Source organism: Patescibacteria group bacterium, from assembly GCA_004297215.1.
Classification (GTDB): Bacteria; Patescibacteriota; Patescibacteriia; order UBA9934; family GWF2-40-263; genus 2-01-FULL-63-20.
Window position 1 is genome coordinate 754,082 of sequence record SCUM01000001.1, and the last position, 16,204, is coordinate 770,285.

General features: G+C 65.9%; 2 protein-coding genes. Both read left to right on the forward strand.

The genetic code is table 11. The annotated features are described in order from the left end of the window. Nucleotides 1-122: 122 nt before the first annotated feature. Nucleotides 123-8,567 carry a hypothetical protein gene (locus EPO34_03860; GenBank protein ID TAK04251.1) on the forward strand — a complete coding sequence of 2,815 codons (8,445 nt, stop codon included), beginning with the start codon at nt 123-125 and terminating at the stop codon, nt 8,565-8,567. Nucleotides 8,568-8,740: 173 nt separating this feature from the next. After that, a complete protein-coding gene (locus EPO34_03865; protein ID TAK04252.1) occupies nt 8,741-16,189 on the forward strand; it encodes a hypothetical protein in 7,449 nt (2,482 codons plus the stop codon). Nucleotides 16,190-16,204 lie beyond the last annotated feature (15 nt).

Below are 16,204 nucleotides of genomic sequence, written 5' to 3' on the forward strand. Positions count from 1 at the left end.
TCGTACGCGGCGATGTGCCCCGACCGTCGAGACTCATCAAGGATGGGTCGCGGCGGTCGGCCAACGGGCCGAATGTACCCCCTCATGCTCCCCCTTTGATAAGGGGGAGATAGCTCGTCCGCATGCTCAAGCGGTTCAAGGACAACCCGGATCACTTTTTCAGGAGGCTGTTCGCCTTCACGGCCTTGGGTCTGGTGATGGCCGGAGCGGTGTCGTACATGCTTACGGACAGTTACCTGTCCGTCTTCGCCGTCTCTCCTCCCAACATCATCCCGTACCAAGGCCGCCTGCTCAACGCCAACGGAGTGCCCGACGCTTCCGCTTCCCGCGACTTCCAGTTCCGTTTGTACGACTCCCTAGCCGCCGGCACGTGCCTGTGGAGCAACGACGACAGCTCCTGCGCCTCCGACGCCGATTTGGCCGTGACCCTCACCGACGGGTTGTTCTCCGAGAACCTCGGCGACACCGGGGCCGGATACGCCGCCATTCCGGATTCCGTGTTCGCGGATGATGCCTCCGTGTTCCTCGAGGTGGAGGTGGAAGGGGAGGTGCTTTCCCCGAGGAAGCAGATCGGAGCCGCGGCGTATGCGTTCAATGCCGACACGCTCGACGGGATGGATTCGGCGAGTTTCGCCCTCGTGGACGACGCGTTCGTGCAGGACGGCAACAGCTTCGGGGCAACGGCCGTCATCGGCACCAACGACACCGAGGATTTCGCGATCGAGACGGACGGGACCACGCGCATGACGGTCCTTTCAAGCGGTGAGGTCGGAATCGGCACGGCCACCCCGCTCGACACCGTCAGCATCCTCGGGACGTCGGGTTCGACCGGCATCGGCATCGATGACAGCACCGCGGGAGGGAACACCTATCTCATCCTCAACCACATCAGCGCGTCGGATTCGAGCGAGGAGATCCTCATGAACGGCGACGGAACGATCGGACTCAACATCACCAACCAGAACTCCGGCACGCTGGGCACCGACCTCACCGACATCCCTTCGAGCGCCAACTTCTACACCAACTCCGGGAATGCCGGCGGGCTCATCCTCGCTTCCCAGCACGCCACGGCCCCGATGATCTTCGCCACCGGCGGCATCGCCACGGGCGACGAGCGCATGCGCATCGACTCCGCCGGAAACGTCGGGATCGGCACGACGACCCCCGGCGAGACGCTGGAAGTATCCGGCACCTCGTACGTCTCCGGCCACGCCGCGATCGGCGCGGACGCGGCCGTGGACGACGGGAGCCTCCTCTATCCCGGCTCGATCTTCTCCAACACGCTCAACGTGTCCGAGCGGAGCACGGACGCGAGCGTGGACTACGTCGAGGGCACCACCAACTACCTCCTGTACGACCCGTCGGCGGACGCCTCGGGCATCTGGGCGATCGCCCTTGATTCCGAGGCGGCCACCGAGGCGACGAACGCCGAGGATGTCGGCACCCTGTCCGCCGGGTATTTCAACGCGACCCACAACGGGACCGGCGACATCACGAGCTGGATGTCCGGCATCGAGGCGTACGCCTTCACCACCGCGACCGGCGGAAGCTCGGTCGAGAGCATTGCCGGATACTTCTCGCTTAGCCTGTCGGATCCCCGTTCCTCAGGCACCGAGAACAACTACGGCGTGTGGTCGGCCGTGAGCCGCACCGGCGCCACCGGCGGCACCATCAACACCTACGGCGTGTACGTGGATGACACGGGCGTGGGCAACGCGGGAGCGGGCACTTCCACCGCCTACGGCCTGTACCTCGAGGATTTTCCGACCGCCGACGCCCAATATTCCATCTACTCCGAGGGCGGCCAAAGCTACCACGCTGGCAACTTCGGGATCGGGGCGACCACGCCCGACGCCGACCTCGACATCGAGGCCGCCGAGGACACGGAGCGCGTGAGGCTCACGGACACGAGCAACGCGGACTCGGTCGGTCTCTATGTCGGCGACGGCACGGCAGGGCTCGACGGGACCCTCTCGGCCCAGGCGGGGAGCCTGTTCCTCGACGAGGACGGGAAGCTGTGGGTGAACATGGACGGGGCGACCAACTGGGACCAGGTGGCGACCACGGCCGGAGGCGCCCTGGACCTCGACGGGGCGTACGACAACGATTCAGACAAGAAGATGGCCGTGGACAACGCCTCGGGCCTCGAGTTCGAGAGCTCCACGGCCGGCAACGTGTTCGTGGACCTGCAAAGCACCGGCGACTTCGTGATCCAGTCGGTTGGCACCGCCTTCGCCACCTTCAACGACTCGGGGAACGTCCTTTTCGAGAACTCGCTCACGGTCGGTTCCAGCTCCGCCGACGTCGTCCTGTTCAACGCCGACGTGGACAGCCACTTCATCCCCGACGACGACGACACCTACGACCTGGGCGCCGACGCCCAGCGCTGGAGGGACCTCTACCTTGGGGCCGCGACCCTCCACGTCGGTTCCCTTATCGGGGACGAGGGAACCATCTCCTATGACACCGGGGCGAACGCGCTCGTCGTGAACGAGGGTGGGGCCGACACCGACTTCCGCATCGAAGGCGACACGGAGGCGAACCTCCTCTTCCTCGACGCCGGCAACGGCCGCGTGGGGATTGGTACGGCTAGCCCGACCGCGCGCGTACACGCGACCCAATCGACGGACGGCGGCGGAGGATACGTCTTCGAGAATTCGAACGCGGGAGCGTCCGCCTTTTCCGAGGTTTCCGTCGTGTCCGATGGCGCGACGGGTTCGTGGAGGTCGTTCGGCACAGGAAATACGAACCTCGGCTTTGATTCCATTTCATTAGCCGATTCCGTGGCCATCGGCGCGAATACGGATGCGACCCGCATGTTCGTGGCCACCTTCGGCACCGCACCGCTCCTCATCGGCACCAATCTCAACACGAGCGGGACGCCACCGGGGATATTCATCGACACGTCCAACAACGTTGGGATCTTCGACGAGACCCCGTCCGCCAAACTCGACGTAGGAGGGACCTTTGCCGTGCAAGGGAATTCGACCCTCGGCAACGCCTCGGGCGACACAGTCACCTCAAACGCCGCCGCCTGGACGTTCGCGAATGACACCACTGTCGCGCTTTCGGGCGGCGTGAACGGCCTCAACTTCGACTCGAACACCCTTTCCATCGACGCCGCCAACAACCGCATCGGCATCGGCACCTCGACGCCATCGCACCTCGTGGACATCAGCGCCGGCACCTCCACCGGCTTCTGGCCGCTGCACATCGCCGCGACGGTCACGGACGGGTTCGCGGGGCTGCGCGCCGACATCACGAGTTCGGACACGATCGGGAACAACCAGCTGGCCGGCCAGTTCGTCCTCGCCGCCGGCGCCACCGGGGCAGGGTATTACACGGCCCTGGACGTGGAGAACCTGGCGGCCGGCACCGGGAGCGACCTCAAGCTCGATACGTCGTCGAACGCCTCCCTCGGCAACACCGGCCTCAGCAGCCTCGCCATCGCGACCACCACGGGCCTCAACGTCGGCTCTTACATGGAGGCCGCCAACGGCGCGACGAGCGTGGGCGGGGTGGGGAAGTCCATCACGGCCAAGGCCTCGGGGACCAACATCGGCGTCCTGGGCGTGGGCCGCAACACGAGCGTGACGTCCCCCATCGAGATCGGCGGGTACTTCGGCCTGTTCAACTCCACCCCCACCTTCGACGCCTCCTCCGGCCTCATCGCGAGCAACGGGTCGACCACCAACAACATCTTCCTCGCCCGCGACAACAACACGACGGTGTTTTCCATCGTGGACGGGGGGAGCGTGGGCATCGGCGACGCCACCCCCGACGCCCTGCTCGACGTGGCCGGCAGTTTCCAGTTCGACGGCGACGCGACCTTTGGCGACGCGGCCACGGACAACGTGGTGTTCACGGCCGACGTGAACAGCAACATCCTCCCCAACACCGATGACACGTACACGCTCGGCGACGCGGACCAGCGCTGGGCGGATATCTTCCTCGGCCCGGCCTCCATCCATATCGGCACCTCGGCCACGAACGAGGGCGTGATCAGCTACGCGGCCGGAACCTCGCTCGATTTCGGCACGGATTCGACCACGAACGCCGACATCGCCTTTTTCACCGACGACCTCTACCTCGACAAGTCCACGGGGCGCGTGGGTGTCGGCACCGCGGCGCCCGGTTACCTCCTCGACGTGAACGGCGCCATCCGCGCCGGCACGCCGGGCACGGATGGCCAGATGCGCGTCTACTCCGAGCAGGGAGCCACCGACTACGAGGTCGTGTTCGATCCCAACGCTGCGATGACCCAGAACGTGACGTATACCCTCCCAGCCAATGACGGCGACTCCGGCCAGTTCCTCACGAGCGACGGCGCAGGCGCGCTTTCCTGGACCACCTCGGCCGGCTCCGGCGACATCACGGCCGTCGGTTCAATGACGAGCGGCGACGCGTTCGCGGATTCCTCGGCCGATGACGACTGGCTCGGTCTCGGCGTGGCCGCCGGACGCATCGAGTTCGACGACCTCGCCACCGACGAGGTGAACGTCCTTGGGGCGCGCGTCGGCGTCGGCACCTCCGCGCCGGACGCGTTGGTTGACGTGGAAGGGAGCGTGAACGGCGAGGTCGCCACTTATGCCACGAATACGAACGCGGGCACGGCGGCCTTCGCCGCCGTCAGCCTCGTGAACGACCAAGGCAATTCGTTCCGATCCTCGGTGTACATGACCAGCAGCACGTACGTGGGTTCCGGTGAAGGCGCGAACGCGCTCGTGTTGCAAAACGGCGTGACCACGGGGCCGATCCGCTTCATGCAAGGGACCACTTCCCGCATGCTCATCGACGGCTCCGGCGACCTCTCCTGGAGCGGGAACGCGACCTTCGGCGATACCTCGGGGGACGCGATTACCGTGAATGCCGCCACTTGGACGTTCGCGAACGACACCGCGGTGGCGCTCTCGGGCGGCGAGAACGGCCTCAATTTCGACAGCAACACCCTTTCCATCGACGCGACGAACGACCGCGTGGGCATCGGGACCGCGTCCCCGGCCGCGATGTTCCATGCGACCCGGTCGGCTCCGGCCGCCGGCGCCGAGGCCTGGGCCGAAAACACGAGCGCGACCGGCTATGCCGCCATGCTCATCGTGAATGACGCCGGGTCCGGGAGCCGCAGCGGGTTGCAATTCGCGGGTTCGGGCTATGCCGACACCATCGTCGGGAACAACGACCTCGCCCTCACGCAGGCCACGGCCAACGACCTCCATTTCGCCACCAGCAACACGCGGCGCGTGACGCTCGACGCGTCCGGGAACCTGGGGATCGGCGACGCCACCCCCGACTACCTCCTCGACGTGGCCGGCACTCTCGGCGTGGACGGCAGCGTCACCCTCGGCGACGCGGTCACCGACAACCTCACCGTGGGCGCGGCCATCCAAGGGACGAGCGCGCTCGTGTTCGACGGCTCCACGGATGACGCTAACGAGACCACCTTCTCCATCACCAACCCCACGGCTGACAATACGATTACCTTCCAAAACGGCACGGGCACCGTGGCGTTCCTTTCTGACATCCCGGCTTCCGGCGACATCACGGCCGTCGGCTCCATGACCTCGGGCGACGCCTTCGCCGACGCCACGGCCGACGACGACTGGCTGGGCCTCGGCGCCGCGGCCGGCCGCATCGAGTTCGATGACCAGGCGACCGACGAGGTGAACATCCTATCGTCCCTCGTCGGCATCGGGACCTCGACCCCGTCGGCCATGCTTTCCGTGGGCGCCAGCTCGCAATTCCAGGTGGATAGCTCTGGAAACATCACGACCTCCGGCACTTTGGCGGTGAACGGCGGGATCATCACGGCGACCGGTTCGCTCGATATCAACTCCCTTACGACGACCGCGCTTACGCTCGACTCGGGCACGACCGGCGACGTGAATCTCGGGACAGGCGCAAACGCGAAGGCGGTCTTCGTGGGCAACAGCACCGGTGCGACGAACCTTACGTTCAATGTCGGCACCGGCGGCATCAACTTCGGCGACAACGCGAATACGAAGACGATCGACATCGGCGGGGTCACCAGCAGCGGCACGGACACGATCAATCTCGCGACGAACGGGACCGCCGCGGACGTCATCGCGGTCGGCAACAGCAACGCCTCCACCACGCTTGCGCTTACGGGCGGCAACGACTGGAGCATCAGCACGGCCGGCCTCATCACTACCGCGGGCGACGTGGCGGTGAACGGCGGGGACATCACCTCCACTGGCGCGATCACCATCACCCCGGCCTCGGGATCCAACGTTGACGTGGGACTTGCGAGCACCGGTGACTTTAACGTGAATGTCAGTGGAAGCCCGGTGTTCGTCGTCTCCGAAACGGGAGTCGTCGTCGCAGACTCGAACATTTTCGTCGGCAATGCGAGTTCGTCCAACGACGATTTCCTCTATTTCGACGGCGGGACGACCGAGTCCATCCGTTGGGATGAAACAGGGAGCGAATTCGAGGTTTCCGACGACTGGAATATCTTGGGCAACTGCCTTGAGACGGGCGTGGCCTGCGACCTGGCGGAGACGTTCTTCGCGGATGCCGGGGAGGCGCTTGAGGCGTACGACGTGGTGGTGAGCGATGCCTCTGGAACGAAGAAGGTGAAGAAGTCGTCGATGGCGTATGATTCCGGGCTCATGGGCGCGGTGTCGCTGCAGCCGGCGATCCTCATGGAAGGCAGCTACGTGGTGGTGGGCAACGACGATGCCGTGGTGGATCCGGAGCGTCCGGCCGTGGTGCTCTCCGGCGTGGTGCGCGTGAAGGTGAGCGAGGAGAACGGGGTGCCGGCCATCGGCGACATGCTCGCCACCTCAACGGTCGCGGGGCACGCCATGAAGGCCTCGCAGCCGGGCATGGCGCTTGGCCGCATGGTGGGCGGGTATACCGCGGTCAGTCCCGGCATTGCCACGGCGCTCGTGGACGTGAAGGTGGGCTGGCACTCCGGCGGCGTGATCGCCACCGACGGCACCATGGCCACGATCAATGACGATGTCGCGTTCACGGCCACTGGCACCGCCGATGGCATTACCCAAGGTTTCGACTCCTTCGGCCTCTCCCTTCGCGGCTCGGGCTGGGACGGCGCTGCCGCCCAGGAGCGCGCCATGAAGCTCGTGACCGACGTGACGGACGCCTCCACCTACAAGCTGTCCATCCGCAACCAGTCCGACGCCGAGGTCGCCTACATCACCGACGACGGGGTGATGAGCGTGGCTTCCGACCTGGTGGTGGGAGGAAAGCTGTACCCCTCGGCCCTGGGAGTCGCCCAGACGGACAAGTACGTCTATTACGGAGGCTCCGGCGACGACTACATGCGCACCAACGCCTCGGGCTGGGGGACCGGTAGCTACGACTTTGCGGAAATGTTCCCCTCAAGCCTGCCTCTCGAACCTGGTGAGGTGGTGGCGTTCGATACGGTTTCCGAACAGGTGAAACGCGCCTCGGGCGAGGACCGCGCGCGCCTCGCGGGCATCGTGTCCACCAAGCCCGGGTTCGTGGCCGGCAACGTGAAGGCGGGCGACCACCCGATCGCGCTCGCGGGCCGGGTGCCCACCAAGGTGTCCCTCGAGAACGGCGACATCGCCGTGGGCGACGCGCTTACCGTATCCGAAACGCAGCCAGGCTACGCCATGAAAGCCACCGAGGCCGGCATGATCATCGGCTACGCGCTTGAACCGTTTGATGGCAGTGGGTCGGTTGATGGCAGTGGGCAGTTGGCAGTTGGCAGTGGGGAAGCGATCATCGTGTTCGTTCATCTTGGCTACTGGACCGACGGAAGTCAGCCCATGGCCGGCACGGACAACGCGGCGTCCGGCTCGGGCACCGGGAGCCTGTCGGCGCTCAACATGACCGGCAACATCTACATGCAGGGGAACCAGATCCTGAACGTCGGCGCGATTGCCGGATTGGGCGGCATCTGGAGCGTGGACGGGGAAGGGACGTTCCGCACGGAGGCGACCTACAAGACGGTCATCACCAGCTACCAGAACGAGCAGGTGGAAACGATCGCCGTCACGAGTCCGGACGTGCAGATTACGCTTCTCGGGACCGCGGAACTCGTGAACGGGGAAGCGACCGTCTCGTTCGAGTCCGTCAATCCGTCGTTCAACGACGTCACGTCCACCACGGCCCCGGTGCGCGTGCTCGTGACACCCAACGGCCCGGTGTCGCTCTATATCGTGAGCAAGGACCACAACGGGTTCACGGTCCGTCAGGTCGGCCCTTCGACAAGCTCAGGGTCTTCGACGGATTCGAACGTGACGTTCGACTGGATGGTGAGCGCGTTCAGGAAGGATTATGAAGTGGTTGAGTCGTTGAGTGGTGGAGTGGTTGAGGAAACGGCTCCAGCCGAGGAGACGGCTCCTTCGACGGAACCGACTGTCGAAAACCCGGCCTCGACGGACACGACGGCCACGGAACCAGCTCCGTCAGAACCCGTCCCAGAATCGCTTCCCTCTGAACCTGTCCCAGAGTCCGCTCCCTCGGAAGAACTTCCCCCTGCCGATCCAGCTCCAGCTCCTGAAGAGCCGGCTCCTCCTGCGGAGGAACCCCCGGCTCCCACGGAACCGGCGCCTTGATCGGACCGTTCTTTCTCCCAAGTCAGATCGCAGAGGGCGACCTCGGTCGCCCGCATGCCGTGTCCATGAAGGAACCCCACACCTTCACGGCCACACGCATGCGCTACCCCCTCATGCCTGCCTGCCGGCAGGCAGGCTCCCCCCTTTGATAAGGGGGAGGTAGCGCAGCCGTTATGGATCTCCTCGAACGCAAGGACCACCCGCTTTGCCGCCTGATGCAGGGGGTGGTTGCGGTCGCGTTGGTGATCACCGGAGGGATCGCCTCGACCTGGGTGATGTTCGAGGCTCTCTCCGTCTTTGCCGTCTCTCCCCCGAATATCATCTCGTACCAGGGGAGGCTCCTCAACGCCAACGGCGTGCCGGACGCTTCCGCTTCCCGCGACTTCCAGTTCCGCTTGTACGACTCGCTGGCCGCCGGCACCTGCCTGTGGAGCAATGACGACAGCTCCTGCGCCTCCGACGCCGATTTGGCCGTGACGCTCACCGACGGATTATTCTCCGAGAACCTGGGCGACACCGGGGCCGGGTACGCCGCCATCCCGGATTCCGTGTTCGCCGATGACGCGAGCGTGTTCCTCGAGGTGGAGGTGGAAGGGGAGGTGCTTTCGCCGCGCAAGCAGATTGGCGCCGCGGCGTACGCCATGAACGCGGATACGCTGGATGGGATCAATTCCACGAGTTTCTTCGTCCAAAATGGCAACTCCCTCGGCGCCGCGGCCGTGCTCGGGACCAATGACGGCTTCGGACTTGAGCTGGAGACGGGCGGGACGACGCGACTGACGTTAGGGACAAGCGGCGCGATTACCGTTCCCCTTGCCGGCTCTTTCGTATTCGATGACGATGCGACCGACGGGTTGGATGACGACATGACCCTCGAAGTCGCCGCGTCGCTGGCGTACCCCGGATTCGACGTCACCGTCATGCATCCGTCCTTCGGATTGCTTGAACTCGTGGATCCCGTGAATAGCGCCCCGGGAATCGCGTTGCACGGCGACCTCCCAGCATACGCCATCAACGTGGATAACCCTGGAGGGGCGGGGACGGCCTTCTTTCCCATGTCGTTCTTTCGCGAGGGCGCTTCAAGTTCTCCCTTCTTCTCGATGCAGACCTATCCGGATGACGACGGTTGGGCCATCTACGGACCGAGCGTCGCTGATCCCGGGGTCATTCAGATCCTCGAAGCCGGCACGGTGAACGCCGGTGCCTATGCCGCTCGTAGCGACGCTTCGGCGATTCCGATCCTGTGCGCGTCCACGCGGGTCGAGGAGACCGCCGCGAACCTGGTCCAGGAATCATGCTTCATGGCCGACGGTTCTCTCGACCTCGGGCTCGCGCTCGCGGGCACGGACACGACCGTGGCCCAAGGCGGCATCGAGCGGTCCAGCGGATCGGACGAGACCTTCGCCTTCGCGAACCAGGGCGCGGGAGTCCTTTCTCTGACCGCGGATGGCACGGTGGACGTCTCCGGCCACGCCGCCATCGGCGCGGACGCGCTGATTGATGACGGAGGCCTCCTCTATCCCGGCTCCACCTTCTCCAACACGCTCAACGTGTCCGAGCGGAGCACGGACGCGAGCGTGGACTACGTCGAGGGCACCACCAACTACCTCCTGTACGACCCGTCGGCGGACGCCTCAGGCATCTGGGCGATCGCCCTCGATTCCGAGGCGGCCACCGAGGCGACGAACGCCGAGGACGTCGGCACCCTGTCGGCCGGGTATTTCAACGCGACCCACAACGGGACAGGCGACATCACGAGCTGGATGTCCGGCATCGAGGCGTACGTCTACACCACTGCGACCGGCGGGAGTTCGATCTCGAACATCGGCGGGTATTTCTCGGTCACCGCCCAGGACCCGCGCGCCACAGGCACCGAAGACAACTACGGCGTGTGGTCGGCCGTGCACCGCACCGGCGCCACGGGCGGCACCATCAACACGTATGGCATGTACGTGGACAACGACGGCGTGGACGCGGCCGGGGCCGGTACCTCCACCCTCTACGGACTGTTCCTCGAGAGCATGACCGGCGCGGACACCAACTATTCCATCTACTCCGCGGGCGGCCAGAGCTACCATGCCGGCAACTTCGGGATCGGGGCGACCACTCCGGACGCCGACCTCGACATCGAGGCCGCGGAGGACACGGAGCGCGTGAGGCTCACCGACTCGAGCAACGCCGACTCCGTGGGATTGTACGTGGGCGACGGCACCGCCGGGCTCGACGGCACCCTTTCGGCCCAGGCCGGCTCCCTCTTCCTCGACGAGGACGGGAAGCTGTGGGTGAACATGGACGGGGCGACCAACTGGGACCAGGTGGCCACCACGGCCGGCGGGGGGACGGACCTCGACGGGGTGTACGACAACGATTCGGACAAGAAGATGGCCGTGGACAACGCCTCGGGCCTCGAGTTCGAGAGCACCACCGCGGGCAACGTGTTCGTGGACCTGCAAAGCTCGGGCGACTTCGTGATCCAGTCGGTTGGCACCGCCTTCGCCACCTTCAACGACTCCGGCAACGTCAGTTTCGAGAACTCGCTCACGGTCGGTTCGAGCTCCGCCGACGTGGTGCTGTTCAACGCCGACGTGGACAGCCATTTTCTCCCCGACGACGACGACACCTACGACCTGGGCGCCGACGCCCAGCGCTGGAGGGACCTCTACCTCGGGGCCGCGACCTTGCACGTCGGTTCTCTTATCGGCGACGAAGGGACGCTCTCGTATGACAGCACGCCAAACGACTTCAATTTCGCAAATGGCGGCGCCACGCGGATGACCATCCAAAGCGACGGCGACGTGGGAATCGGGGATTCGATGACCTCGCCCACCGCCCAGCTGCACATCAAGCAGACCGCCGCCGAGGACGCCCTGCGCGTGGACGACGAGGCGGCCGGCACCACCTATTTCGTGGTGGACGACGGCGGCAACGTGGGCATCGGGGTCACCTCCGGCCCGTCCTCCACGCTGCACGTGGTGGGCGATACGCGCATCGGCGCCACGGATTACGTCACCATGGCGCAGGACGGCGGCGGGTTCTACGTGGAGCAGATCGGGAGTTCCGACGCGCTGCGCCCGATTCGCCTGCAGTCGCGCAACGCGGCGACCCAGTACAGCCAGTTCTTCGTGGACCCGGTGAACGGGTTCCAGTTCCTCATCAACGCCACCGGCGCCAACAACAACGTGGGCATCGCGGATTCCACGCCGGACAACCTGCTCGACATCCTCTCCGGTTCCGACGCCGCCCTCGCGCTTACCTCGACGGGCACGGACACGGACCCGCTCATCAAGTTCGAGCTTGCCGACGGCACGCCTACCTTCACCTTGGGCGTGGACGATTCGGATTCGGACAAGTTCAAGATCTCCACCACGGCGCTTGGCACGAGCGACCGCCTGGTCATCGACTCGTCCGGCTTCGTGGGCATTGGCACCTCGACGCCGGACGCGGCGTTCGACGTGGAAGCGGCCGTGGACGCCAACGGGGCGAATGTCCTGTTCGAAGCCAACGACTCGGGGGTGTCCGGCAGCTACTTCCGCATCGCCGACGGCACCGAGGCGGACACGCATTTCGTCCCCTACATCATGACGAAGGGGATCGGCACCGGGGCGGCGGACCGCGCCGGGCTGATCATCGACGCGCAGCCGGGCGAGGACGGGAGCGACGACGTCGCGGTGATCGTCGACGCGCATCTTTCCGGCGCGGCGCTCACGAGCGCGCACCTGTTCGAGGTGCGAAACGACGCGACGCCGCTGCTGCGCGTCGCAGCCAACGGCAACCTCGTCTCGTTCGGTTCCGTCGGCATCGGGACGGGAACGCCCGGGGCCAGCCTCGACGTGGATCCCGCCAACGTCGTGGGCGGCGGCACCTCCGAGCAACCCTCGATCCTCGGATCGAACCAGGTGATTGCGCTTGCCGACGGGACGACCCGGGCGAATCAGCGCCAGTTCAAGTTCCTCGCGCCGACCCTGAACGGGGTCGCGGGCGGAGGCACCGAAACGGTCACGGACGCGGCCACCTTCTACGTCTCCGACGCCCCGTCGGGTTCGGACATCACCTTCACCAACGGCCCGTACGCCCTGTGGGTGGATGCCGGGACGGCGCGGTTCGACGGGGACGCCATCGTGGGCGGCAGCACGTCGATCACGGAGACCCTCGCGAACGCCGGATTCTCGATTGGCGGCGACGACCTGTTCGTGGCCGGCACCGCGGGCGTGGAAGGGAACGTGTACACGGACGGGTCGTTCATCGCGGGCGCCACCCTCACGCTCGCGGATTCCGGCATCACCGAGAGCGGCGCGTTCACCTTCACCTCCCAGCTCGCCGCCGGCGGCACCACCTCTTCCGCCTACAACCTGGTCACGAGCAACGACCTCGGTTCCGCCGACGAAGTGCTCCAGATCGGTGACTCGACAGGCACCTTCGCGACCGTCCTTGGGAACGGCAACGTCGGGATTGGAGAAGTCGACCCGGCCACGATCCTACACGTTTCCGGCACCCAGGCTCGCGTCACCATCGAGGACACGGGAAAGGGGACGGGGCCGGCCGTGCTTGGGCACGATTCCGGCATGTTGTTTCTCGAGAACAACGGCATACGCGTCATCTCCATCAACGACTCCGGCGGTTCCACGGGATTCGGCGACCAGAGCCCGAACGCCATCGTGGAAGTCGACCAGGCCGGCGGCAGCGTCGACCCATTCCTCATCTCGAGCAACAACGGCGTGGACGGCGACCTGTTCAACGTGCAGGACGGAGGCGCCGTGGGCGTGGGCGACGTTTCTCCGGACGCCAGGTTCGACATTGACGACGGCGCCGCGACCGGGACGATCGTGGGGGTGCTCTCGAACGCCGGGACGCAGGCCGGATCCTTGATCGGCCTTTCGCTCGACTTCGACTCGTCGCTCGCCGGCGCCGCCAACCTGGACTTCACCGGCGTGAGGCTCCTCACCCCCAATCTCACGCAATCCACCGCGGATACCACCGACTACCTCGGGTACGACCTGGCGGCTGGCGCCATCACCCAGGACACGCTTGCCGGGACGATCAATTGGACCGGCGCGCGCATCGCCATGCCCGTGCAGGTGCAGACCACCGGCATCGTGAACACGAGCGGGCTCACGGTCACGGACAACGGGTCGAGCAACAGCGGGGTGAAGCGCGGATTGTTCGTGGATTTCAGCGGCATCCAAAGCGGCGGGACCCTGGTGGGCCTTGACGTGGACAGCATCACAACCGGCGGCGGCAACGGGCTTGGCGTGCGCATCGGGTCCGGGTTCGACACGGATCTCCAGTTTGTGAACGCCGCCGCCGTCATCCGCGTTCCCAACGCGGGCACGCTCGACTTCCAGGACGCCTCGGAGAACTCCCTCATGCTGCTTACGGACGCGGGAAGCACGAGCACCCTCGACGTGAACGGCTCCATCCGCGCCGGGACGCCTGGCACGGACGGCCAGTTCCGCCTCTACTCCGAGCAGGGAGCCACGGACTACGAGGTCGCGTTCAACCCGCATGCGGCCATGACGCAGGCCACCGCCTACACCCTTCCGGCGGACGACGGCGGATCCGGCCAATTGCTCACCACCGACGGGTCCGGCGCGCTCTCTTGGTCAACCGCCGCTTCGGGCGACATCACGGCCGTGGGCTCCATGACCTCCGGCGACGCCTTCGCGGACTCCACGGCCGACGACGACTGGCTCGGCCTTGGCGCCAGCGCCGGCCGCATCGAGTTCGATGACCAGGCCACGGACGAGGTGAACATCCTCGGCGCGAACGTCGGCATTGGCACCTCGACGCCTGGTTCAACCATCGACGCCACGTCCCCGGCGACCCTCACCACGGCCTATCAGCTCCTGGCCGATTCGGTGACGGACGGGACGGGATTGGAACTGTCCCTCGACAGCCTGAACGAGGGTTACGGCCTGCTCGTAACGAGCACGGCAGATGCGGATTACGGGTCTGACCTGGCCGGATTCCAGCAGTTCGCCGTGTCCACGGGTACCGCGACCATGGACGGGAACGTGGAGAGGATCGTTCAGAACCTGGACTCCAGTACCACGGGGACCCTCACGGTGAGCGGCAACGCGATGCGGATCCAGCGCGCGGTGAACGCCAACAGCGGCACGACCCTGGACGCGACGGGCGCGGTCATGCGTATCAGCGACCAGACCGGCGCCGGGACAGGGACCCTCAACTCGAGCTCGGACGTGCTTTCCCTCACCCAATTCATCACGACGAACAGCGGCGACGCGTTGGGCATCCTGCACCAGGGCACAGGCATCGGGGCCCACATCACCATGAGCACCGTGAGCGCCCCCGCATCCGGTTCCGTGGGCAACCAGGCCTTGGTGCTCGACACCAATGAGACGCAGAGCAACGACGACATGTTCATCATCCGCTCCGACGCCGACGGCACTCCGGACACGGAGTTCATCTTCGAGGCCGACGGGGATGCCGTGGCCGACGGCAGCTTCACCGGCGGCGGGGCCGACTACGCCGAGTACTACCGTGTTTCCGACCAAGGGATTGAGGCCGGCGACGTCGTCTGCCTCGACCAGGAGAACCCTGGCGACGTCACTCGCTGCTCCGCTTCCGCCCCTGTCCCCACCGGCGTCATCTCCACCAAGCCCGGGTTCCTCGCCAATGGCCAGGGCAGGGACGTGGCGGCCGACCCCTCGTTCAAGCCGGTCGGCCTGATGGGTCAGGTCCCGACGAAGGTCAGCCTTGAGAACGGCGACATCGCGGTCGGCGACCCCGTCGTCGCTTCCGTGACCGCTCCGGGACGCGCCATGAAGGCCGTCGAGGCCGGCCAGATCGTCGGCTACGCGCTCGAGCCCCATACCAGCCAGTCTCCTGACGCGGAGATCCTCGTATACGTGCGCCCTGGATACCACGCGGCACTCTCCTCCCAGACCGCCGCCGGCACCGACAACCGGGCTTCGGAGATCCCGTCCTCGGGCCTCACCGCGCTCAACATGAGCGGCAACATCTACATGGCGGGCAACGGAATCCTCGACGTTGGCGCGATTGAGGGCATCGGCGCGCGCTGGTCGGTCGACGCCGATGGGAAATTCGCAACCCAGGCTTCCTACGACGTGGTCATCAAGAGCTACCAGGACGAGGACGTGACCGTGCACGCGGTGCTCGGGCGCGAACACAAGGTGACGCTCGACGGCACAGCGACCCTCGAGAACGGGGTCGCGACGGTCGCGTTCGAGACGGTCGACCCGCTCTTCAACGACATCACGTCGACGACGGCCGACATCCGCGTGTCCGTGACCCCCAACGGCCCCGCCTACCTCTATGTCGTCTCGAAGGACCACAACGGGTTCACGGTGCAGCAGTTGAACGGCAGCGACTCGGGCATCACCTTCGACTGGTTCGTGAGCGCGTATCGGAAGGACTATGAGCCGGAGGTGATTGAGGTTGTTGAGGTGACGGAGGAGATGCCGGTCGAGGAATCGGTCCCGACCGAAGGACCCGTGCCGGAACCGGTCGTCGAAGAACCTGCACCTATCCAGGAGACGGCTCCCGTGACCGACCCGGCACCGACCGAGCCTGCTTCGACGGATTCGCCACTGGTTGAAGAACCGGCGCCAGAACCGCCCCCGACAGATGAAACCCCGACATAGCGTCGGGGTTTTGCT